The sequence below is a fragment of the Streptomyces bluensis genome (genome assembly GCF_014650715.1).
Taxonomy (GTDB): domain Bacteria; phylum Actinomycetota; class Actinomycetes; order Streptomycetales; family Streptomycetaceae; genus Streptomyces; species Streptomyces bluensis.
The window spans coordinates 385,704-406,230 of sequence record NZ_BMVM01000001.1 but is presented as its reverse complement, the minus strand read 5'-3'; the positions used below and the strand labels follow the sequence as shown (position 1 = coordinate 406,230).

The window sequence follows — 20,527 nt, the reverse complement described above, 5'->3', positions numbered from 1 at the left end:
GTGGAGCGCTGGACTCCTAGTCTGAAGGAGTGAGGAATCAAGCGCCCGACGAAGCCCGCGTCATTCCCCTGCGCCCGGCGGCCACTCCGGCCCGCACGGACGCTCCTGCCGTCACACCGCGGCAGCAGCGTCCGGCTCTCGCCCCGCAGGTGCGTCCCGCCCGGGAACCCCGGGCACCGGCCCCCGCCAGAGAACCCCTCTGGCGCGACCTCGTCGGTGACGTGCTGCGGCGGGAACGGCTCGCCCAGGAGCGGACGCTGAAGGATGTCGCGGAGGCGGCGCGGATCTCGATGCCGTATCTCTCGGAGCTGGAGCGGGGCCGCAAGGAGGCCTCGTCGGAGGTCCTCGCGGCCGCCGCCCACGCCCTCGGCCTGGGCCTTGGCGACCTGCTGTCCCTGGCCCACGGCGAACTGACACGGCGCACCCGGACGACACGGGCGACGACGGCCACCAGGGCCACGCCCACCACGACCACGTCGCCCTACAACGGGCTCTGCCTCGCCGCCTGACGCCCAGCCAGTCCGGAGCCGGCGGCTCAGAGTCCTGTGACCCGCCGGCTCAGCACTTCGTCGGCGAGACCGTACGCCACGGATTCCTGCGCGGTGAAGACCTTGTCACGGTCCATGTCCGTGCGGAGCGTCGTGACGTCGTGGCGGGTGTGCCGGGCGAGGACCTCCTCGACCTGGGACCGGATCCGGACCATCTCCTTCGCCTGGAGGGTGAGGTCCGAGGCCGTTCCCTGGCGGCCGCCGCTCGCGGGCTGGCCGAGCAGCACCCGCGCGTGTTCGAGGACGAAGCGCCGTCCCGGGTCTCCGCCCGCCAGCAGCACCGCGGCCGTGGAGGCCGCCTGCCCCACGCAGAACGTCGAGATGGGCGCCTGCACGAACGTCATCGTGTCGTAGATCGCCATGAGCGAAGTGAACGAACCGCCGGGCGAGTTGATGTAGATCGCGATCTCGCTCTCAGGCGCCGACGACTCCAGATGGAGAAGCTGGGCGATGACGACGTTGGCGACCCCGTCGTCGATCTCCGTGCCGAGGAAGATGATCCGCTCGTTCAGCAGCCGGCTGAAGACGTCGTACGACCGCTCGCCCTGCGGGGTCCTCTCGACGACGTTCGGAATCGTGTACGTCCCCATGCCTACAGCCCCATCCTGCGTCGCGACGAGGCCGGCCGGATGTCGGCGAGTGACTCCATCACCTGGTCGACCATCCCGTACTCCTTCGCCTGCTCGGCCGTGAACCACCGGTCGCGGTCGCCGTCCCGGGAGATCGTCTCCGGGGTCTGGCCGGTGTGTTCCGCGGTGATGCGCTCGATGGTCCGCTTGGCGAACTCCAGGTTCTCCGCCTGGATCTCGATGTCGGCCGTGGTGCCGCCGATACCCCCTGACGGCTGGTGCATCATGATTCGCGCGTTCGGCAGCGCGAACCGCTTCCCGTGCGTGCCCACACTGAGCAGGAACTGGCCCATGCTCGCGGCGAAGCCCATCGCGAGCGTGGCCACGTCGTTCGGGATCAGCCGCATCGTGTCGTAGATCGCGAGGCCCGCGGTCACGGACCCGCCGGGGCTGTTGATGTAGAGGCTGATGTCGGTGCGCGGGTCCTCCGCGGACAGAATCAGCAGCTGGGAGCAGACCCGGTTGGCGGAGACCTCGTCGACCTGCGTGCCGAGGAACACGATCCGCTGCGCGAGCAGTTGCGCCGCCAGGTGGTCGTCGAACCGCGACGGAGGCGTGTCCCCCTCCTCGGCCCGTGGGGCGAGGGCCGGCTCCCAGCCGGTGATCAGTGACGTCATCGGTCCTCCTTGTCGTGAGCGTTGCGTGGCGGAGGCCCCGCCACCTCCACTCTCGCCAGGGAGCGCCTCTGACATGGGATTTCTCTGCCCGCGGCAGATTCGCTACGAGCAGAGGACGGCGTCAGGGAGTGAGGCCCTGCGCCGTCTCCCGCAGGTGCCGGAAGAACGCCCGCACATCGCCCACCAGCAGGTCCGGTACCTCCAGTGCCGCGAAGTGCCCGCCCCGGTCGAACTCCGTCCACCGCACGATGGTGTTCGTACGGTCGGCGATGTGCCGCAGCGGTACGAAGTTCTCCCGCGGGAAGACGGCCAGCGCCGTCGGTGTGGTGGAGGGGGCAGGTGGAGCGCCCCAGCCGTCCGTGTGGGCCCGCTCGTAGTAGATACGTGCCGAGGAGCCCGCGGTGCCGGTCAGCCAGTACAGCATCACATTGGTGAGCAGCAGGTCGCGGTCCACGGCGTCCTCGGGGCGGTCCCGCGAGTCCGTCCACTCCTTGAACTTCTCGCTGATCCAGGCGAGCTGGCCGACGGGTGAGTCGGTGAGCGCGTACGCCAGGGTCTGCGGCCGGGTGGACTGCAGGACGCCGTACCCCTGCCTCTCGCGCAGCCACTCCTGCATACGCTCCCACGAGGCCAGCGTGCGCTCGCGCTCCTGAGGGCTCAGCGAGGCCAGCTCCTCCTCGCCCGGTGGGGCCGTGGCGGCGGAGTCCGGGAGCAGGTTGAGGTGGACGCCGATCACGTGGTCCGGGCGGATCCGGCCCAGCTCACGGGAGATCGCCGCGCCCCAGTCCCCGCCCTGGGTGCCGTACCGCCGGTAGCCGAGCCGCTGCATCAGCTCGGCCCACGCGGCCGCGACGCGCCGGAACTCCCAGCCGGGCTCCCGCGTCGGCCCGGACAGACCGAACCCCGGGATGCTGGGGATCACCAGGTGGAAGGCGTCGGCGGGATCGCCGCCGTGCGCCCGCGGGTCGGTCAGCGGCCCCACCACGTTCGTGAACTCGACGATCGAGCCCGGCCAGCCGTGGGTGATCACCAGCGGGGTGGCGTCGGGCTCCGGTGACCGGATGTGGGCGAAGTGCACGGTCGCGCCGTCGATCTCCGTGGTGAACTGCGGCCACGCGTTCAGCCGCGCCTCGGCGGCCCGCCAGTCGTAGTCGTGCCGCCAGTACTGGACGAGGTCGCGCAGATAGTTCAGGGGAACGCCGTACGACCAGCCCATGCCGGGCAGCTCGTCCGGCCAGCGCGTGTGGTCGAGCCGGGCGTGCAGGTCGTCGAGGTCGGTCTGGGGGATGTCGATGCGAAACGGACGGACGAGGCCGGCACCGCCTCCGCCGTTCGTACCGTCGCCGGGGTCAGCGGTCTCAGTGCTTTTAGTGCCGTCTGTGCTGGAAGGGGTCATGTCGGGCGATGTTAGGCGAGCCCCGGGACGTTCCTGCCCGCGCCACCGATGAGTTCGCGGGTGAGGATCGGTCGAAACAGGTGACGACACACACTCTGCCGCCCGAGGAGGCAACCGATGCCCGCGAACGGATTTACCACCTGTCTGTGGTTCGACGGCCAGGCCGAGGAGGCCGCGCACTACTACGTCTCGGTCTTCAAGAACTCCAGCATCGGCCGGATCGCCCGCTACACCGAAGCCGGACCGGGCCCGGCCGGGTCCGTGGTGACCGTGGAGTTCGTGGCGAACGGCCAGCGGTTCGTCGCGCTGAACGGCGGTCCGCAGTTCACGTTCGACGAGGCGATCTCCTTCCAGATCGTCTGCGAGGACCAGGCCGAGATCGACCACTACTGGAACAGGCTCACGGAAGGCGGCGGCGAGGGCGGCCCCTGTGGCTGGCTCAAGGACAGGTACGGGGTGTCCTGGCAGGTCGTCCCCAGAACACTCATCGACATGATCACGGACCCGGACCCGGAGAAGGCGGCCCGCACGTCCGCGGCCCTGCTCTCGATGGGCAAGCTGGACCTCCCCGCCCTGGAGAAGGCGTACGCGGGCGAGTAGCGGCACGCCGCGGCGGCCGGTCGCCCTGTCGCACGGACACCGTGCGGCAGGGCGACCGACGCGTTTTCGTGCCCCCCGTGGCACACGTCACATTCACCGACCAGTGAGGCCCACCAGGGCTGCTGTGGCGGGAGTTGACGGCGTAGGCGCATCGCATGGGCCGTAACGGCTGCGTTTCCCGCGGTTAATTTCCCGGTACCAGGGGTTGGCGTGAAACCGCCCCCTCGTTATCGTTCACCAACTTCACTCAATCGTTCCGCTGAACGAATAGCGAGGAGGGGCGGTCGGACCATGCCCGACATCCACCATCCGGGGCGGCGGTCGATCCTCGCCGCGGGGGCCGCCGGCGCGGCGTCGCTCGGCGCGTCCTGGCTGCTCACCGGCTGTACGGGCGCCGCGTCCGCACCCGTACTGCCTGTCGCCGCACGGCAGGGCACGCCCGACCGGGGCGGCACCCTCCGTATCGCCCGGCCGCCCGCATCCGACGCCGAGACGCTCGATCCGGCCAGTGCGCTGTCCGCGTACGAATACCTGGGGGCCCTCTACAACCGGCTCGTGCGCATCGGCCGGGACGGCACCCTCGCTCCCGACCTCGCGGAGTCCTGGGAACCCGACGACCAGGCCCGCACCTGGACCTTCCGCCTCCGCAAGGGGGTCACCTTCCACGACGGGCGGCCGTTCAGCGCGGCCGACGCCGCCTACACGCTGCGCCACATCCTCGACAAGAAGACCGCCTCCCCGCAGGCCGCCGTCCTCGCCCCGCTCATCGCGACGGACCGGCTGCGCACCCCCGACGAGCACACCCTCGTCGTCCCGCTCAAGACCCCCAACGCCGAGTTCCCGAGCCTCCTCACGCACTACAACTGCTACGTCGTGCCCGACGGCAGCGCCCGCTCGATCGGCCGGACCGGCATCGGCACAGGTCCCTTCAAGCTGGAGTCCTTCGCGCCCGCCGGACCCGGCCGTGTCACCGCGTACACGGACCACTGGCAGGGCCGCCCCGTCCTCGACGCCATCACCTTCTACACCGTCGCCGACATGTCGGCCCGCTCGAACGCCCTGCTCGCCGGACAGGTCGACCTGCTGTCACAGACCAACCTCGACTTCGCCACCGCCCGTGTGATCGCCGCCTCCGACCGCGCCACCATCGCCCGCGTCGAGAACGCCCAGTGGTACGTGCTGCCGATGCTCACCACCGAGAAGCCGTTCACCGACGTGCGCGTCCGGCAGGCCATGAAACTCGCCTACGACCCCGAACACGTGGTGAAGGTCGCCCTCCAGGGCGCGGGTACCCCCGGCTGGGACAACCCCGTGCCGCCGAGCGACCCCGCCCACATCCCCGCGCACCCGGAACACGACCCGGAGAAGGCGCGTCATCTGCTGAAGAAGGCCGGCCACGAAGGGCTCGCCGTCGACCTCTACACGTCCTCGTACGACCCGGTGTTCACACCGATGGCGCTCGCCTACCAGGACTCGGCCCGGCGCGCCGGCATCCGCGTCCGGGTCAGGACGGCCGCCGCGGACTCGTACTACACGCAGATCTGGATGAAGAAACCGCTGATGGCCACGTACTGGTACACCGGCAGACCCGTCGACCAGCTCTTCACCCAGGTCTTCCGCGGCGGCTCCTCGTACAACGAGACCGCCTGGTCCGACAAGGACTTCGACGCCCTGCTCGACCGCGCCCGGCGCGAGACCGACGACAGACGGCGGCGCGAACTCTACGGCGAGGCACAGACCTTCGTCATCGACAAGGGCGGGGCCATCACCCCGATGTTCGCCGACCGGCTCGTCGGGATCTCCCGGAAGGTGCGCGGATACGCCGAGCACGGCTTCGAGTTCGACTACCTCGGCATCGGCCTGAAGGGAGCCTGAGCATGCTGTCCTTCGTCACCCGACGGATCGCCGCCGCGCTGGGCACCCTCCTCCTCGCCTCCGTCCTGGTCTTCCTCGCCGTCCAGGCCCTGCCCGGCGACGTCGCCACTCAGGTCCTCGGCAAGGACGCCACCCCGGACGCCGTCGCCGCCCTGCGCGGGCAACTCGGGCTCGACCGGCCTGCCTGGGAGCGGTACGCCGACTGGGTGGGCGGCGCCCTCCACGGGGACTTCGGCACCTCGCTCGTCTCCGGCAAGGCGGTCGGCGGCGAGGTGGCCGCGTACCTCGGCAACTCCGCGCTGATCGCCCTCGTCACCGTCCTGTTCGCCGTCACCGGCTCGATCGTCCTCGGCGTCCTCGCCGGCCTGTACCGCGACCGCTGGCCGGACCATCTGATCTCCACGGCCAGTCTCGTCGGCATGAGCGTCCCCGAGTTCGTCGTCGCCACCGTGCTGGTGCTCTGCTTCTCGGTCGCGCTGCCGTGGTTCCCCGCGGTCGTCCTGTACGGCCCGGAGGCGAGCGTCGGTCAGCTCCTGCCCGCCGTCTGGCTGCCCGCACTCTCCCTCGCCGTCGTCATGGCCGCCTACATCGTCCGCATGGCCCGCACCTCCGTCATCGACGTGATGGCGAGCGAGTACGTCACCACCGCCCGCCTCAAGGGCCTGTCGACCTGGCGGGTCGTCACCCGGCACGCCCTGCCGAGCGCCCTCCTGCCCACCCTGCACGTCATCGCGCTCAACGTGGCCTGGCTCGTGGGCGGCGTCGCCGTCGTCGAGAACGTCTTCAACTACCCGGGCGTCGGCAAGCTGCTGCTGTCCTCGGTGCAGAACCGGGACCTGCCCGTCATCCAGGCTGTCGCGCTCGTCAGCGCCGTCGTCTACGTCACCTGCAACCTCGCCGCCGACCTCGGCGCCATGGCCCTCAACCCCAAGCTCCGTACGCGCGGGAGGACCCGATGACCACGCTCGACACCGCACCGGTGGCCGTGCCCGCCCCGGCCCCCGCGCGCGCCGTGCGCGCCTGGCGCACCCTCCGCTCCTCGCGCGCCGCCGTGATCGGACTGTCCGTCGTCGCCGTCCATGTGCTGATCGCGCTCCTCGCACCGCTCCTCACCTCCTACGACCCCATCGCCAACAGCGCCGGCGAGGCCCTCCTCGGGCCGAGCGCCCAGCACTGGGCGGGCACCGACCAGTACGGCCGTGACGTCCTCGCCCGCGTGCTGTACGGCGGCCGGTACGCGCTCGGCGTCTCCCTCACCGCGACCCTGCTGACCGTCGCGCTCGGCACCGTCATCGGATGCGCGGCCGCCCTGCGCGGAGGCCGGTTCGACAACGTGCTGGGCCGGGTCCTGGACGCGGTGCTGTCCGTGCCGGCGATCCTGTCCCTGCTCGTCGTCGTGACCGCGCTCGGCACGGGACCCTCGGTCATCGTCCTCGCGATCGCCGTGGTGTACGTGCCCCAGGTCGTACGGGTCGTCCGGGGTGCCGCCCTGGCCGTCGTACCGCAGGACTACGTCACGGCGGCACGGGCGCGCGGCGAGGGCACCTGGGCGATCCTGCGCCGGGAGATCCTGCCGAACATCACCGACGTGGTGTGCGTGGAGTTCGCGATGCGGGCCTCCTGGGTCGTGCTGCTGATCTCCTCGCTGTCCTTCCTCGGCTTCGGCGCCGACCCGCCGACCCCCGACTGGGGACTGATGGTCGCCGAGAACCGCACCGCCATCACCGTCGTCCCGATGGCGAGCCTCGCGCCGATCATCGCCCTGGCCACGCTCGTGGTCGGGCTCAACCTCGCCGCCGACGGCCTGTCCAAGGCCTGGGGCGTGGACCGGATCAGGGAGGGCTCCTGATGACGCCGATCGTTTCCGTGAACTCCCTGTCCGTGGCGTACCGTTCGGGCGGCCGGGACGTGCCGGTCGTGCACGAGGTGTCGCTGGAGGTCACCAAGGGCCGGACACTCGCCCTCGTCGGCGAGTCCGGCAGCGGCAAGTCGACCGTGGCGGCCACCCTGCTGGGTCACCTGCGGTACGGATCCCGGATCACCGGCGGCTCGGTGCACATCAAGGGCAGCGACGTCTTCGCCCTGTCCGCACGGGAGCTGAGGCGGCTGCGCGGCGGGACCGTCGCCATGGTCACGCAGAACGCCGGGCACGCCCTCACCCCGTCCATGCGGATCGGACGGCAGATCGCGGAGGCGGGCGGCGACATCCCCGTCACGGACCTGCTGGAACAGGTACGGCTGCCGCGCCCCGCCGAACTCGCCCGCCGCTACCCGCACGAGCTCTCCGGCGGCCAGCAGCAGCGCGTCGCCATCGCCATGGCCATCGCGGCCCGCCCCGAGGTCCTCGTCCTCGACGAGCCGACGACCGGCCTCGACGTCGTCACCCAGCGCGGCGTCCTCGACCTGATCTCCGGCCTGCGCGACGAACTCGGCCTCGCCGCCGTCCTGGTGAGCCACGACCTCGGCGTCGTCGCGCACCTGGCCGACGAGGTCACCGTGCTGCGCTCCGGCCGGATCGTGGAGTCGGCGCCCACGCGCACACTCTTCGCGACGCCCCACGACCCGTACACCAGAAAGCTGCTGGCGAGCGTCCCGCGCCTCGACGACGCTGGGCTCGCGCTCGTCGGCGAGGCGGGGGAGCGGGAGGTACGCCCCAGGGCACAGGTGCCGGCCAACGCCCCGGTGGCCGTGTCCGCCCGGGACGTGACCATCGACTACGGCTCCTCGCGCGCCGTGCACGGTGTCTCCTTCGACGTCCGCAGAGGCGAGGTCCTCGCGCTCGTCGGCGAGTCCGGCAGCGGCAAGTCCACGCTCGCCTGGACCCTCGCGGGCCTGCGCACCCCCTCCGGCGGCACCCTGACCCACGAGTCGGGCGACCTGGCACGCCCCGCCGAACGGCGGCCCCTGTCGCTGCGGCGCAGGGTCCAGCTCGTCTTCCAGAACGCCGACACCTCCCTGAACCCGCGCCGCTCCGTGGGCGACGCCGTCCGCCGCCCGCTGCGGCTCTTCGGTACGGCGCAGAGCCCGGCCGAGGCCGAAGGGCGGGCCCGGAAACTCATCTCCGACGTGCGCCTGGACCCGGCTCTCGCCGACCGGCTGCCCGCCCAGCTCTCCGGCGGCCAGCGCCAGCGCATCGGCATCGCCCGGGCCCTGGCCGGAGAACCGGACGTGCTGATCGCCGACGAGATCACCACGGCCCTCGACGTCTCCGTGCAGGCCGAGGTGCTCCGCCTCCTCGACGACCTGCGCCGCGAACGCCACCTGGCCTGCCTGTTCATCAGCCATGACCTGGCCGTCGTCCGGGGCATCGCGGACCGTGTGGCCGTGCTGCGGCACGGCGTGGTCGTCGAGGAGGGCCCGACGGAAGCGGTGTTCGCCTCGCCCGGACACCCCTACACCCGGCAGCTGATGGCGGCCGCCCTCGAACCCGACCCCGACGCTCAGCCCCCCGGCGACGAGGCCACCGGCTGGGCCGACGCAGCCGAACCCGACGACCTGTGGACCAACCACGGCGACGGCCACCGGGTCCGCCGCTGGCGCCCCGCCCTCCTGGAAGGAAACCCGTGAAGTACCGCGAGCGGTTCGACCGGCCCGTCGTCCGCGAGGACATCTGGATCCCCACCCGTGACGGCGCCACCCGGCTGCACGCCCGCGTCTGGCGGCCCGCCGACGCCGAAACCGACCCCGTGCCCGCGCTCCTCGAATACCTGCCGTACCGCAAGAGCGACTGGACCGCGCCCCGCGACGCCCAGCGCCACCCCTGGTACGCCGGACACGGCTACGCCTCCGTGCGCGTCGACATCCGCGGCCACGGCGACAGCGAGGGAACCCCCGGCGACGAGTACGACGCGCAGGAACTCGCGGACGGCGTCGACGTCGTCAACTGGCTTGCCGCACAACCCTGGTGCACCGGCAAGGTCGGCATGTTCGGCATCTCCTGGGGCGGCTTCAACTCCCTCCAGATCGCCGCCCTCGCCCCCGAACCCCTGAAGGCGGTCGTCACGGTCTGCTCCACCGACGACCGCTACGACAACGACGTCCACTACACCGGAGGCGCCGTCCTCGGCATCGACATGCTCGCCTGGGCCGGCACCATGCTGGCCTTCGCCTCCCGCCCACCGGACCCGGCGAACGTCGGCGCCGGCCGCTGGCTGCCGATGTGGCGGCAGCGCCTCGACGCCCTCGAACCGTTCCTGCACACCTGGCTGGACCACCAGCAGCGCGACGCCTACTGGCGGCACGGCAGCGTCTGCGAGGACTACGGCGCCATCGACGCGGCCGTCCTCGCGGTGGGCGGCTGGAACGACCCGTACCGCGACACCGTGCTCCGGCTGGTGGAACACCTGCCGGGCGACCGCGTACGCGGCCTGATCGGCCCGTGGTCCCACCAGTACCCGGACCGCGGCCTGCCGCCCGGCCCCGCGATCGGCTTCCTCCAGGAGACCCTCCGCTGGTGGGACCAGCACCTGAAGGACCAGGACACCGGCATCATGGACGAGCCCCTGCTGCGCGCCTGGCTCACCGACCCGGTCCCACCCGCCACGACGTACGAGGCCCTGCCCGGCCGCTGGGTGGCCGAGCGCCACTGGCCCTCCCCGACGGTCACCTGGGACGAACGCGCCCTCGGCCCGGACACCACCCCCGGCACCCCTGTTCTCGTAAGGTCCCCTCAGCACACCGGCCTCGACGCCGGCCGTTTCTTCCCCTTCGGCAACGCGAGCGACCTGCCGCCCGACCAGCGCGAGGAGGACGGCCGGTCGGTCTGCTTCGACACCGCGCCCCTCACGGACCGGGTGGAGATCCTCGGCCGCCCGCGCCTGAGGCTCCGCCTCGACAGCACCACCCCGCGCGCCCACGTCATCGCCCGTCTCTGCGACGTCGCACCCGACGGCACCTCCACCCTCGTCACCCGGGGCGTCCTCAACCTGCTCTCGCGGCACGGCCGCGACCGGGCCGTGGAGTGGACCCCGGGCACGTACGAGACGGTCGAGTTCGAGCTGAGCGGCATCGGGTACGCCTTCCCGCCGGGCCACCGCATCCGGGTCGCGGTGTCCGACGCGTACTGGCCCTGGGTATGGCCGCACGGCGAACGCGGCGCGCTGAGCGTGGTCCCCGCCGACAGCGCCGTACTCCTGCCCGTACGGGAGAGCCTCGACGAGCAGGCGATCCACTTCGAGGAGCCCGAGCAGGCGGTGCCCCTGCCGGTGACGTACGACCGGCCCGCCGACCCGCGGCCCGAGCGGCTCGTGACACACGATGTGGCCAAGGGGGAGTGGCGGCTGGAGGTCGACCCCCACTACGGGGGATCGCGCACCTACCCGGACGGGCTGCGCTACGAGGAGAGCGCGCTGGAGACGTACACGATCCGCTCCGACGACCCGCTCTCCGCCTCGGCCGTCTCCACGTGGACGATCCGGCTGCGCCGCGAGGACGAGGGTGGGGACGCGTGGGACGCCGAGATCGTTACCCGGACGGAACTCCGGGCGACGCGCACGGACTTCATCATGGACAGCCGCATCGAAGCACGGTCGAACGGAGAGACAGTGGTCAAGCGCCAGTGGCACCGCACCACCCCGAGGACATCCGGATGACGGCCTCGGAGTCCCCCGCCGCGCGGACCCCGCGCCGTGCCGTCGCCGCCGCCGCCCGCACCCGCCAGCCCACCGAGGTGCGCCGCCGCCTCATCGCCGAGGCGGCCGTACCGCTGATCGCCGAGCGCGGCTACGCCTCGGTGGGGGTACGGGACGTCGCCGCCGCGGCCGGTGTGTCGGTGGGTACGGTCACCTACCACTTCGGCAGCGTCCAGGAGGTCCTGTCGGAGGCGATGGTGCTGCACATCGAGCGGTACTACGCCGCGCTCAGCGAGGCCGCGGAGCGGGCCTCCGGCTCGGCCGAGGCACTACGGCTGCTGGTCGACGCGCTGTTCACCGAGGACACCGACCGGCACTGGCGCATGTGGTTCGACTACTGGAACGCGGGCGACCAGGACCCGGACCAGGGCTTCGCCCGCGGCCAGGCCCAGCGGTACGAGGCCTGGCACGGCCAGATCCGGTCGCTCGCCGGGCGGGGAGTCGACGACGGTGAGTTCATCTGCGACGACCTCGACGGATTCGCCGCCCGCTTCGCCGCGCTCGCTGACGGCCTGGCCCTCCAGCGCCTGCGCCAGGCGCCGCCGCTCACCACGGAGGACGCCCGCCGGCACCTCAAGCGCTTCATCGAGACGGAACTCCGGCTGGCGGAGGTGCTCCCCGATCGTCCGAGTGATGTCCACGGCGGGTAGTCGTCGTGGACGTGCGGTGCGGTGCGGCCCTGACGCGGCTGCTGCCCACTCCGGCGACGAGGTCGCCGGAGGCCTCGGCCTGATTCCGGTAGAGGGCGTTGACACGCCGCGCCGGCCGGGGCTCACGGCAGCCGGAGGTCGTCCGGTCGTCCGGGGCGATGTTTGCGAGTTACAGCATTCGAGGACTACGGTGAAATGGCTGGGAGGATTACCCCGCCAGGCGCGCCGAGCGGCGGTGCGCGACGGGGTGCCTCCGGGCGAGGGAAGTGATCCCGTTGTCGGTCCCCTGGGACGACATCGGCGGGCTCGCCGATGCCCATGAGCGTTTTCTGGCCGGGGCGCGGGTCGACTCGGACGTCCGGGACTCGGTACTCGACTCCTGGAAGCGATGCCGTGCCGCGGGACTCGAACCGCACCACCTGCTGATCCCCTACTCGCCGGACCTCGACGTGGAGGCCCCGTTCCTCCGCGCGGCCGACCCGGTACTGGGACAACTCACCGCATCGTTCGCGGACGTGAGCATGACGGTCGTGCTCTGTGACGGGCAGGCCCGCATGGTACGGCGGCACGGTGGTGACCGTGAGCTGCGCGCCCGCCTCGACGAGGCGAACTTCGCCCCCGGCTTCCGCGCGTCCGAGGACGCCGCCGGCAACAACGGCGTCGGGACCGCGCTGGCCGAGCGGCAGCCCGTCTATGTCGTCGGCCGCGAGCACTTCGCCGACTGCCTGGCGCGGTTCGCGTGCGCCGGAGCCCCCGTGCGCAACCCGCTCAGCGGGCGGATCGAGGCGATCGTCGACCTCACCTGCCTGCGCGACGACGGCGACCCCGCCATGGTGCGGCTGGTGCGTGAGGCCGCCCACGCCATCGAGTCCCGGCTGCTGGAACAGGCGACGGAACGGGAGCGGGCGCTGCTCGCCGCCTACCGGACGGCCTCCTGGAGAAACGGTGGAGCCGGTGCCCGGCCGAGGCAGCCCGTTCCCCTGCCCGGGGAGCTGGGGAACGGCCACGACGGCGACGGTCTCGGCAAGCTCGACCTGGCGGTACTGCGCGAGAAGGCCGAGGAACTCATCGCCTCGCCGCACCGCACTCTCGACGAAGTGACCCTCTCCGGCGGCAGGGTGGCGACCCTGTCACGGCGCCCGATCATGGGCGCGGCGGGTGAGACGGGGGCGGTCGTCGAGGCCCGCGTCCAAGGCGGCCCGCGCCTGCGCCACGTCGAGCTCACCACCCCGACCGCGGCCGGGCGGACCACGCCATCCGCACCACCACCCGCAGCCGCCGTCCGAGCGGTCGCCCCACCACCCCCGCCCACCGTGGTCCTGCCGGAAGACGACCGCGGCGACCCCGGCGCCGAGGAATGGCTGCTGCTCCTGGGGGAGCCCGGGGTCGGCCGGCTGGCCGTGCTGGCCCGCAGGCGCCTGGAACTGCTCCACGACGCCAGCGTCCGCATCGGCACCACCCTGGACGTGCCCCGTACCGCCGAGGAACTGACGGAGGTGACCGTCCCGCGGTTCGCCGACGTCGCCGCCGTCGACCTGCCCGACTCCGTGCTGCACGGCGACGAGCCCGGGCCACTCGGCGCCGGCGCCATGCTCCGCAGGGTCGCGCTGGGCTCCCTCCACCCGAATTCCCATCTGTACGAGGTCGGCGACCTGTTCCGGTACGTCGCCTCCACGCCGCAGGCCCGCAGCTGGGAGACCGGGCAGTCGGTGCTCGAACCCGTACTGTCCGAGGCCGGCGGCTGGCTCGCCCAGGACCCGGCACGCCTCGAACGGGTGCTGGCGGCCGGTATCCACTCCCTGATCACGGTGCCGCTGCGGGCACGCGGCACGACCCTCGGCCTGGTGAGCTTCTACCGCTCCGAGAAGCCCGAACCCTTCGAGGACGACGACCTGTCCCTGGCCCAGGAACTGGTCGGCCGGGCCGCGATCAGCATCGACAACGCCCGCCGCTACACCCGCGAGCACAACACAGCGCTCGCCCTGCAACGCAGCATGCTGCCCCGTGGGCGGCCCGAGCAGAGCGCCGTCGAGGTCGCCTACCGGTATCTGCCCGCGCAGGCCGGGGTGGGCGGCGACTGGTTCGACGTCATCCCGCTGTCCGGCGCACGGGTGGCGCTGGTGGTCGGTGACGTCGTCGGCCACGGACTGCACGCCGCCGCCACCATGGGCCGCCTGCGCACGGCCGTGCACAACTTCTGCTCCCTGGACCTGCCGCCCGACGACCTCCTCACCCACCTCGACGACCTGGTCGGTCGGCTGGACCGGGGCGAGGGCTGGGCGGTGGAGAACGCCCACCTCGACTCCGGCATCGTCGGCGCCACCTGCCTGTACGCGGTCTACGACCCGGTGTCCCGGCAGTGCTCGCTCACGCGGGCAGGGCACCCGCTCCCCGCGATCGTCGGCCCCGACGGAACGGTGGACTTCGTCGACCTGCCGTCCGGCCCGCCCCTCGGCCTGGGCGGAATGCCCTTCGAAACCGTCGACATGGAACTGGCCGAGGGCAGCCAGATCGTCCTCTACACCGACGGCCTGATCGAGGACCGGCACCGGGACATCGACTCCGGACTGGACAAACTCCGCACCGTCCTGGCCCGCTCCGACCGGGCACCCGAGGACACCTGCGAGGCGGTCCTCGACGCCCTGCTCCCGGCCCGCCCCAGCGACGACGTGGCCCTGCTCGTCGCACGCACCCACGCCCTGGGCCCGGACCGCGTCGCCCAGTGGGACTTCCCCAGCGACCCCGCGATCGTCTCCCGCGCACGCGCGGCGGTCACCGGCCAACTGACCGCCTGGCACCTCGACGACCTCTCCTGCACGACCGAACTCGTCGCCAGCGAACTGGTCACCAACGCCATCCGCCACGCCACCGGCCCCGTCCAGCTCCGCCTCCTCCGCGACCGCACCCTCATCTGTGAGGTCTCCGACGGCAGCAGCACCTCGCCCCGCCTCCGCCGTGCCCGCACCGAGGACGAGGGCGGCCGCGGCCTCTTCCTGACCGCCCAGCTCACCGGCCGCTGGGGCACCCGCTACACCCCTGACGGAAAGATCATCTGGGCGGAGCAGCCACTGCCGTGAGCGGGCGCCGAGGCCGTACCGCCGGTCAGAGCCGCGCCGGAAGATCGTTGACCAGCACGGCCGCCCCGTCGAAGTGGCCCTCCTTGAGATCCCGCAGCGCCCGCTGCGCCTCGGACAGCGGGTAGGTGTGCGTCGTCGCCCGTACGCCGTACCGCGCCGCCAGCGCCAGGAACTGCCGCCCGTCGTCACGGGTGTTGGACGTGACGCTGCGCAGCTCCTTCTCGTAGAACAGCTCGCGCTCGTAGCGCAGCGGAGGCGTGTCGCTGAGGTGGATCCCGGCGACCGACAGCACTCCGCCCCTGTCCAGCGCGCGCAGCGCCACCGGCACGAGGTCGCCCACCGGGGCGAACAGGATCGCGCTGTCCAGCGGCTCGGGCGGCACGTCGTACGCGTCGCCCGCGGACGCGCACCCCAGCTCCAGAGCGAGCATCCGGGCGGCCGCACCCCGCGTCAGCACATGCACGGTCGCCCCCTGCGCCAGCGCCAGCTGCGCGCACAGATGCGCGCTCCCGCCGAACCCGTACAGCCCGAGCCGCCCGCCCGGCGGCAGCGCGGCCCGCCGCAGCGCCCGGTAGCCGATGATGCCCGCGCACAGCAGCGGCGCCAGCGTCACGTCGTCGACGTCCCCGGGCAGCCGGTACGCGAACGCGGCCGGAACCGTCGTGTACTCGGCGTAACCGCCGTCGGCGTCCCACCCGGTGTACTCGGAGGCCGGGCACAGGTTCTCGGAACCGCGCAGGCAGTACGCGCACGTGCCGTCGGTGCGCCGCAGCCAGGCCACCCCCGCGCGGTCGCCCAGCGCGAATTCGCGGACGTCGTCGCCGATGGCCGCCACCACGCCCACCACCTCGTGCCCCGGCGTCACCCCCGCTCGGCGCACGGGCAGATCGCCCTCGCTGATGTGCAGGTCCGTGCGGCACACCCCGCTCGCGCGGACGTGCACGAGCAGTTCGTCGGGTCGCGGCACCGGCACCGGCCTCTCGACGAACCGCAGCGGCCCGCCCTCGATCAGCCCTGGCCGGGCCACCTCCCACGCGTGCATCATCCCGTCCTCCCGTCGACGACGACCGGAGCCCGTGCCACCAGTCTGCCGCGCTCCGTCCTTCGGCGCGCGGCCCGGCCCGACGCTGACTAGCGTGAGACGAGGGAAACCATCCGTCGAACCGAAGAGAGCCGCAGCCATGGCAGCAACTCAAGAGGGAACGCCCTGCTGGGCCGACGCGATGTTCAGCGACGTCGAGGGCGCCAAGAGCTTCTACGGCGACGTACTCGGCTGGACCTTCGGCGAGGCGTCGCCGGAGTACGGCAACTACACGCAGGCGTACGTCGACGGCAAGTCGGTCGCCGCCGTCGTCCCGCCGATGCCCGGTGCGGAGGGGCAGTCCGCCTGGTGCGTGTACCTCGCCTCCACGGACGTCCAGGCCACCGCGGCCAGGGTTCGCGAGAACGGCGGCGAGGTACTGATGGAGCCGATGCAGGTCGGTGACTTCGGCTCGATGCTGCTGGCCCGTGACCCGAGCGGTGTCGTCTTCGGCGCCTGGCAGGCCGGCACCCACAAGGGCTTCGAGGTGACGGGCGTGCCCGGCGCCTACGCCTGGTGCGAGATCTTCACCCGCGAGCCCGAGAAGTCCGACGCCTTCTTCCCGGCCGTCTTCGGCTACAGCGCGAAGCAGCTAGAGGATCCCGAGGCCGACTTCCGCATCTTCGACGTCGGCGGGAACACGGTCATGGGCCGTATGAGGATGACGGAGGACTTCCCGCCCCAGGTGCCGCCGTACGTCAACATCTACTTCGCCGTCCGGGACTGCGACGCGACGGTCAAGAGCGCGATCGAGCGGGGCGGCGTTCTCCGCTTCGGCCCGCTGACCACACCGTTCGGCCGTTTCGCGGCCCTCAGCGACCCGCAGGGCGCGTCGTTCTCCGTCATCGACCCGAGCACCACCGAGGGCAAGATGCCGGGGACGAGTGACGTGACCTGAATCCTCCGGTGGCACCGGCGGCGGACTCCGGGCCGTGGGTGGGCCGGGCCCCCGTTCGTGGCATGATCGGACTCATGCTGGAACGTGTAGTGGCCGCCTGTGACGGGGCGTCGAAGGGGAACCCCGGACCGGCCGGATGGGCCTGGGTCGTCGCCGATGCCGAGGAGACCCCCACCCGCTGGGAGGCCGGCCCGCTGGGCAGGGCCACGAACAACATCGCCGAACTCACCGCCCTGGAGCGGCTGCTCACGGCCGTCGACCCGGACGTACCGCTTGAGGTCCGCATGGACTCGCAGTACGCGATGAAGGCGGTCACGACATGGCTGCCCGGCTGGAAGCGCAACGGCTGGCGGACCGCCGCCGGCAAGCCCGTCGCCAACCAGGAACTCGTCGTGCGCATCGACAAGCTGCTCGAAGGGCGCTCGGTCGACTTCCGCTACGTTCCCGCCCACCAGGTCGACGGCGACCGTCTCAACGACTTCGCCGACCGCGCCGCGAGCCAGGCGGCCACCGTCCAGGAGCCCGCCGGAAGCGAGCTGGGCTCCCCGGAGCCACCCCCCGCACCGGCCGGCGGCACCGCCTCGGCGAAGCCCAGGAAGACCGTGCGCCGGGCCACCTCGTCGCGTACGAGTTCCCGCACGATCAAGGCGAAGTTCTCCGGCCGCTGCGCGTGCGGCCGCCCGTACGCGGCGGGCGAGCCCATCGCGAAGAACGACCAGGGGTGGGGCCACCCGGAGTGCCGTACGACAGCATCGGCAGGCGCGTAACGGGGAACGCCTAGGCCGCCGCCTCCATACGGCCGACACATCGGTGACGCGTGCGTGGCAAGCGCCGTCAGAGCCCCCCGCACGCTGTTACGCTGCGCGTCCGAATGTGACTCGGTGTGATTCCGGGGGAGTGCGCGTGAAGATCGCATGCGTCGGCGGCGGCCCCGCAAATCTGTATTTCTCGATCCTGATGAAACGCCAGGACCCCTCCTGCGACATCACCGTCCATGAACGCAACCCGGCCGGCTCGACATACGGCTGGGGCGTGACCTACTGGGCCGAGCTGCTCGACACGCTCCGCGCGCACGATCCCGAGTCGGCGGCGGCCGTGGCCGCGCACTCGGTCCGCTGGAGCGACGGAGTCGCCCACGTCCGTGGCAGCCGGACGGTCCACCACGGCGACGAGGGTTTCGGCATCGGCCGGCGCCGCATGCTCGATCTGCTTGCCGGGCGCGCCGAATCCCTCGGGGTACGACTGGAGTTCGAGCACGAGGTCACCGCGGACCGCGTCCCGGACGCCGACCTGGTCGTGGCGGGCGACGGGGTCCACAGCGCCCTGCGCGAGCGGCACGCCGACCACTTCGGCACCGACGTCCGGCTCGGCCGCAACCGGTACATCTGGCTCGGCACCACCCAGGTCTTCGACACGTTCACCTTCTCCTTCCAGGAGACCGGCCACGGCTGGATCTGGTGCTACGCCTACGGATTCAGCGGGGAGCAGAGCACCTGCGTCGTGGAGTGCTCCCCGGAGACCTGGACCGGCCTCGGCCTCGACCACGCGAACGAGGCCGACGCACTGGCCCTCCTGGAGAAGCTCTTCGCGGGCATCCTCGACGGCCACCCGCTGATCGGCCGCGCCCAGCCCGGCGGCGCCGCGCAGTGGCTGAACTTCCGCACCCTGACCAACCGCACATGGTCCCGGGGCAACCTCGTCCTCATCGGCGACGCCGCCCACACCACGCACTACTCCATCGGCGCGGGCACCACCCTCGCCCTGGAGGACGCCATCTCCCTGGCCGGAGCCCTGCGCGACCGCACGGAACTCCGGCCCGCGCTCGCCCGGTACGAACAGCAGCGCAAGGCCGGACTTCTCCGGCAGCAGGGCGCGGCCCGCCTGAGCGCCCAGTGGTACGAGAACCTGCCACGCTATATCCATCTGCCGCCACGGCAGATGTTCGCCCTCCTCGGCCAGCGCCACTCCCCGCTGCTGCCGTACGTACCGCCGCGGCTGTACTACCGACTCGACCGCGCCGCCGGGCAGCTGGAGGTGCTGCGCCGCCTCAAGCGCTGGCTGGGCCCGCGTCTGGCCCGCAGGGCGCAGACGCGGGCACTGGCCGCGGGGAAGTAGACCGCGCGGGGCGGCGACCTGTCAGTTCACGCCCTGTGGCCGGAACTGGATGCTGATGCGCGGGCCCGCCGCGCGGTTCGTCTTGGGCACGGCGTGGTCCCAGGTGCGCTGGCAGGAGCCGCCCATCACGATCAGATCGCCGTGACCCAGCGGGAACCGCTGGGTGTGGCCGCCCTGGCGTGGACGCAGGGCCAGGTCGCGTGCCGTGCCCACCGACAGGATGGCCACCATCGTGTCCTGCCGGGCGCCCCGGCCGATGCGGTCACCGTGCCAGGCCACACTGTCCCGGCCGTCGCGGTAGTAGCAGAGACCGGCCGTGACGAACGGTTCGCCCAGCTCGTCGGCGTAGCGCGCGGTGAGCGCGTCACGGGCCTCGTCGAGCACGGGATGGGGCAGCGGATCGCCGTCCGCGTAGTACGCCAGCAGCCGGGGCACGTCGACGACCTGCTCGTACATCTGCCGTCGCTCGGCCCGCCAGGGCACCTCCTCGGCGAGGTGCGCGAAGAGTGCGTCGGCCCCGCTGAGCCAGCCGGGCAGCAGGTCGATCCAGGCCCCCGCGCCGAGCGTGACCCGGCGTGTCTGCTCCAGCGGGGCGAGCTGGACCGTGTCGGACTGGTCGAAGAGCGAGCCCTGGAGGTGCGAGCCCTGGAGGTGCATGGCCATACTCGCCAGCGTACCTCGCATTCGGATATATGTTCGATCAGACTCACGCCGGTGCTACTGAGGCTTGTGCGGGGTGGCCTCGCTCGGCCGTACGACCACGAAACCCTCGCCCTCCAGCTTCAGCTGGACGGCCTCCCCGGAGCCGCCGCGGATCATCGACCCGAAGGACTGCGACCGGTGCAGCGACGTGTGCAGCTGGGCCGACCAGCCCACCACGGCGTCGGTGTCGACGAACACGGGCTGCTGCTGCGACACCGGGATGACCAGCGGATTGCCCTCGCACATCAGCCCGAGCCTCCCCTGTCCGGTGAACACACTGTTGAACAGACCGCCGCCGGTGATGCCCGCACCCTTCACCGTCTTGATCTCGTACGCCAGGGTGGGGTCGAAACAGAGCACGTTGCGCCCGTTGACGGTGAGCGCGTCCCCCGGCTCGATGTCGACGATGAAGCAGTTCTGCGCCTCGTGCGCGAACCACGCCTCGCCCTGCCCGCGCACCGCCATCAGCGGCAGCCCCTCGCCGGTGACCGCGCGCTTGAGCATGCCGCCCATGCCCTGGCCCTTGCGTTCGAACTGCAGATTCCCCCGGTAGGCGATCATCGCCCCCTGTCGCGCGAGCATCTCCCCGTTGACGGCGTACTTGATGGTCTTCGCGTTCTGCACGCTCATCCCCGGCGCGTACGCCGGTTGCACCATGTGCTCGCTGGAAAAGAGATCACCCTTCATGCAGGCATGCTGTCCCGGAGCC

18 protein-coding genes are annotated in these 20,527 nt (G+C 71.9%); 12 read left to right on the top strand and 6 right to left on the bottom strand.

Annotated features, from left to right (window positions below; genetic code table 11):
• Positions 1 to 29: 29 nt before the first annotated feature.
• Complete coding sequence (locus tag IE262_RS40130; RefSeq protein ID WP_189870764.1) at positions 30 to 509, top strand: helix-turn-helix domain-containing protein; 480 nt, start codon at positions 30 to 32, stop codon at positions 507 to 509.
• Positions 510 to 535: 26 nt separating this feature from the next.
• Here the strand turns inward: IE262_RS40130 and IE262_RS01925 are convergent, their stop codons facing one another.
• The 3 genes from IE262_RS01925 to IE262_RS01915 form a co-directional block, all read right to left on the bottom strand.
• Positions 536 to 1,138 carry a ClpP family protease gene (locus IE262_RS01925; RefSeq protein ID WP_189870762.1) on the bottom strand — a complete coding sequence of 201 codons (603 nt, stop codon included), beginning with the start codon at positions 1,136 to 1,138 and terminating at the stop codon, positions 536 to 538.
• Positions 1,139 to 1,140: 2 nt separating this feature from the next.
• The gene (locus IE262_RS01920; RefSeq protein WP_189870760.1) at positions 1,141 to 1,794 is read right to left on the bottom strand and encodes an ATP-dependent Clp protease proteolytic subunit; all 654 of its coding nucleotides are present in this window, start codon (positions 1,792 to 1,794) and stop codon (positions 1,141 to 1,143) included.
• Between the two features lie 121 nt (positions 1,795 to 1,915).
• Positions 1,916 to 3,190, bottom strand: coding sequence for an epoxide hydrolase family protein (locus tag IE262_RS01915; protein WP_189870758.1), 1,275 nt, complete (start codon positions 3,188 to 3,190; stop codon positions 1,916 to 1,918).
• Positions 3,191 to 3,307: 117 nt separating this feature from the next.
• Between IE262_RS01915 and IE262_RS01910 the strand changes: the two genes are divergently transcribed.
• The 8 genes from IE262_RS01910 (at position 3,308) to IE262_RS01875 (ending at position 15,022) form a co-directional block, all read left to right on the top strand.
• On the top strand, positions 3,308 to 3,790 hold the full coding sequence (locus tag IE262_RS01910; RefSeq protein ID WP_134039287.1) for a VOC family protein: 483 nt from the start codon (positions 3,308 to 3,310) through the stop codon (positions 3,788 to 3,790).
• A 291-nt stretch (positions 3,791 to 4,081) separates the two neighbouring features.
• Entirely contained in the window at positions 4,082 to 5,665 is a 1,584-nt protein-coding gene (locus IE262_RS01905; protein WP_189870756.1) for an ABC transporter substrate-binding protein, read from the top strand.
• A gap of 2 nt (positions 5,666 to 5,667) precedes the next feature.
• Positions 5,668 to 6,624 carry an ABC transporter permease gene (locus IE262_RS01900; protein ID WP_134039289.1) on the top strand — a complete coding sequence of 319 codons (957 nt, stop codon included), beginning with the start codon at positions 5,668 to 5,670 and terminating at the stop codon, positions 6,622 to 6,624.
• Complete coding sequence (locus IE262_RS01895) at positions 6,621 to 7,514, top strand: ABC transporter permease (protein ID WP_134039290.1); 894 nt, start codon at positions 6,621 to 6,623, stop codon at positions 7,512 to 7,514. Before IE262_RS01900 ends, IE262_RS01895 begins: the two co-directional genes overlap by 4 nt.
• The gene (locus IE262_RS01890) at positions 7,514 to 9,232 is read left to right on the top strand and encodes a dipeptide ABC transporter ATP-binding protein (protein WP_189870754.1); all 1,719 of its coding nucleotides are present in this window, start codon (positions 7,514 to 7,516) and stop codon (positions 9,230 to 9,232) included. The genes IE262_RS01895 and IE262_RS01890 overlap by 1 nt, the downstream gene beginning before the upstream one ends.
• Positions 9,229 to 11,256, top strand: coding sequence for a CocE/NonD family hydrolase (locus IE262_RS01885; RefSeq protein ID WP_189870752.1), 2,028 nt, complete (start codon positions 9,229 to 9,231; stop codon positions 11,254 to 11,256). The genes IE262_RS01890 and IE262_RS01885 overlap by 4 nt, the downstream gene beginning before the upstream one ends.
• The gene (locus IE262_RS01880) at positions 11,253 to 11,945 is read left to right on the top strand and encodes a TetR/AcrR family transcriptional regulator (RefSeq protein ID WP_229877051.1); all 693 of its coding nucleotides are present in this window, start codon (positions 11,253 to 11,255) and stop codon (positions 11,943 to 11,945) included. The genes IE262_RS01885 and IE262_RS01880 overlap by 4 nt, the downstream gene beginning before the upstream one ends.
• A gap of 266 nt (positions 11,946 to 12,211) precedes the next feature.
• On the top strand, positions 12,212 to 15,022 hold the full coding sequence (locus IE262_RS01875; RefSeq protein WP_189870749.1) for a SpoIIE family protein phosphatase: 2,811 nt from the start codon (positions 12,212 to 12,214) through the stop codon (positions 15,020 to 15,022).
• 25 nt (positions 15,023 to 15,047) lie between these two features.
• On the opposite strand, the gene IE262_RS01870 is transcribed toward IE262_RS01875, so the two are convergent.
• The gene (locus IE262_RS01870; protein ID WP_189871603.1) at positions 15,048 to 16,064 is read right to left on the bottom strand and encodes a zinc-binding alcohol dehydrogenase family protein; all 1,017 of its coding nucleotides are present in this window, start codon (positions 16,062 to 16,064) and stop codon (positions 15,048 to 15,050) included.
• A gap of 139 nt (positions 16,065 to 16,203) precedes the next feature.
• Between IE262_RS01870 and IE262_RS01865 the strand changes: the two genes are divergently transcribed.
• The 3 genes from IE262_RS01865 (at position 16,204) to IE262_RS01855 (ending at position 19,116) form a co-directional block, all read left to right on the top strand.
• Entirely contained in the window at positions 16,204 to 17,001 is a 798-nt protein-coding gene (locus IE262_RS01865) for a VOC family protein (protein ID WP_189870747.1), read from the top strand.
• Positions 17,002 to 17,063: 62 nt separating this feature from the next.
• Positions 17,064 to 17,768, top strand: a complete 705-nt coding sequence (locus tag IE262_RS01860) for a ribonuclease H family protein (RefSeq protein WP_134039296.1) — start codon at positions 17,064 to 17,066, stop codon at positions 17,766 to 17,768.
• Positions 17,769 to 17,904: 136 nt separating this feature from the next.
• Positions 17,905 to 19,116 carry an FAD-dependent monooxygenase gene (locus IE262_RS01855; protein WP_189870745.1) on the top strand — a complete coding sequence of 404 codons (1,212 nt, stop codon included), beginning with the start codon at positions 17,905 to 17,907 and terminating at the stop codon, positions 19,114 to 19,116.
• Positions 19,117 to 19,137: 21 nt separating this feature from the next.
• On the opposite strand, the gene IE262_RS01850 is transcribed toward IE262_RS01855, so the two are convergent.
• On the bottom strand, positions 19,138 to 19,773 hold the full coding sequence (locus IE262_RS01850; protein WP_373304970.1) for an alpha-ketoglutarate-dependent dioxygenase AlkB: 636 nt from the start codon (positions 19,771 to 19,773) through the stop codon (positions 19,138 to 19,140).
• Between the two features lie 60 nt (positions 19,774 to 19,833).
• A complete protein-coding gene (locus IE262_RS01845) occupies positions 19,834 to 20,505 on the bottom strand; it encodes an AIM24 family protein (RefSeq protein ID WP_189870743.1) in 672 nt (223 codons plus the stop codon).
• Between the last annotated feature and the right edge of the window lie 22 nt (positions 20,506 to 20,527).

What these genes read in the sequence shown, in the direction of transcription:
- IE262_RS01860 (WP_134039296.1), top strand. Translation starts at nt 17,064, where the DNA reads ATGATCGGACTCATGCTGGAACGTGTAGTGGCCGCCTGTGACGGGGCG.
- IE262_RS01890 (WP_189870754.1), top strand. Translation starts at nt 7,514, where the DNA reads ATGACGCCGATCGTTTCCGTGAACTCCCTGTCCGTGGCGTACCGTTCG.
- IE262_RS01925 (WP_189870762.1), bottom strand. Translation starts at nt 1,138, where the DNA reads ATGGGGACGTACACGATTCCGAACGTCGTCGAGAGGACCCCGCAGGGC.
- IE262_RS01865 (WP_189870747.1), top strand. Translation starts at nt 16,204, where the DNA reads ATGGCAGCAACTCAAGAGGGAACGCCCTGCTGGGCCGACGCGATGTTC.
- IE262_RS01915 (WP_189870758.1), bottom strand. Translation starts at nt 3,190, where the DNA reads ATGACCCCTTCCAGCACAGACGGCACTAAAAGCACTGAGACCGCTGAC.
- IE262_RS01910 (WP_134039287.1), top strand. Translation starts at nt 3,308, where the DNA reads ATGCCCGCGAACGGATTTACCACCTGTCTGTGGTTCGACGGCCAGGCC.
- IE262_RS01845 (WP_189870743.1), bottom strand. Translation starts at nt 20,505, where the DNA reads ATGAAGGGTGATCTCTTTTCCAGCGAGCACATGGTGCAACCGGCGTAC.
- IE262_RS01850 (WP_373304970.1), bottom strand. Translation starts at nt 19,773, where the DNA reads ATGCACCTCCAGGGCTCGCACCTCCAGGGCTCGCTCTTCGACCAGTCC.
- IE262_RS01905 (WP_189870756.1), top strand. Translation starts at nt 4,082, where the DNA reads ATGCCCGACATCCACCATCCGGGGCGGCGGTCGATCCTCGCCGCGGGG.
- IE262_RS01880 (WP_229877051.1), top strand. Translation starts at nt 11,253, where the DNA reads ATGACGGCCTCGGAGTCCCCCGCCGCGCGGACCCCGCGCCGTGCCGTC.
- IE262_RS01920 (WP_189870760.1), bottom strand. Translation starts at nt 1,794, where the DNA reads ATGACGTCACTGATCACCGGCTGGGAGCCGGCCCTCGCCCCACGGGCC.
- IE262_RS01900 (WP_134039289.1), top strand. Translation starts at nt 5,668, where the DNA reads ATGCTGTCCTTCGTCACCCGACGGATCGCCGCCGCGCTGGGCACCCTC.
- IE262_RS01870 (WP_189871603.1), bottom strand. Translation starts at nt 16,064, where the DNA reads ATGCACGCGTGGGAGGTGGCCCGGCCAGGGCTGATCGAGGGCGGGCCG.
- IE262_RS01895 (WP_134039290.1), top strand. Translation starts at nt 6,621, where the DNA reads ATGACCACGCTCGACACCGCACCGGTGGCCGTGCCCGCCCCGGCCCCC.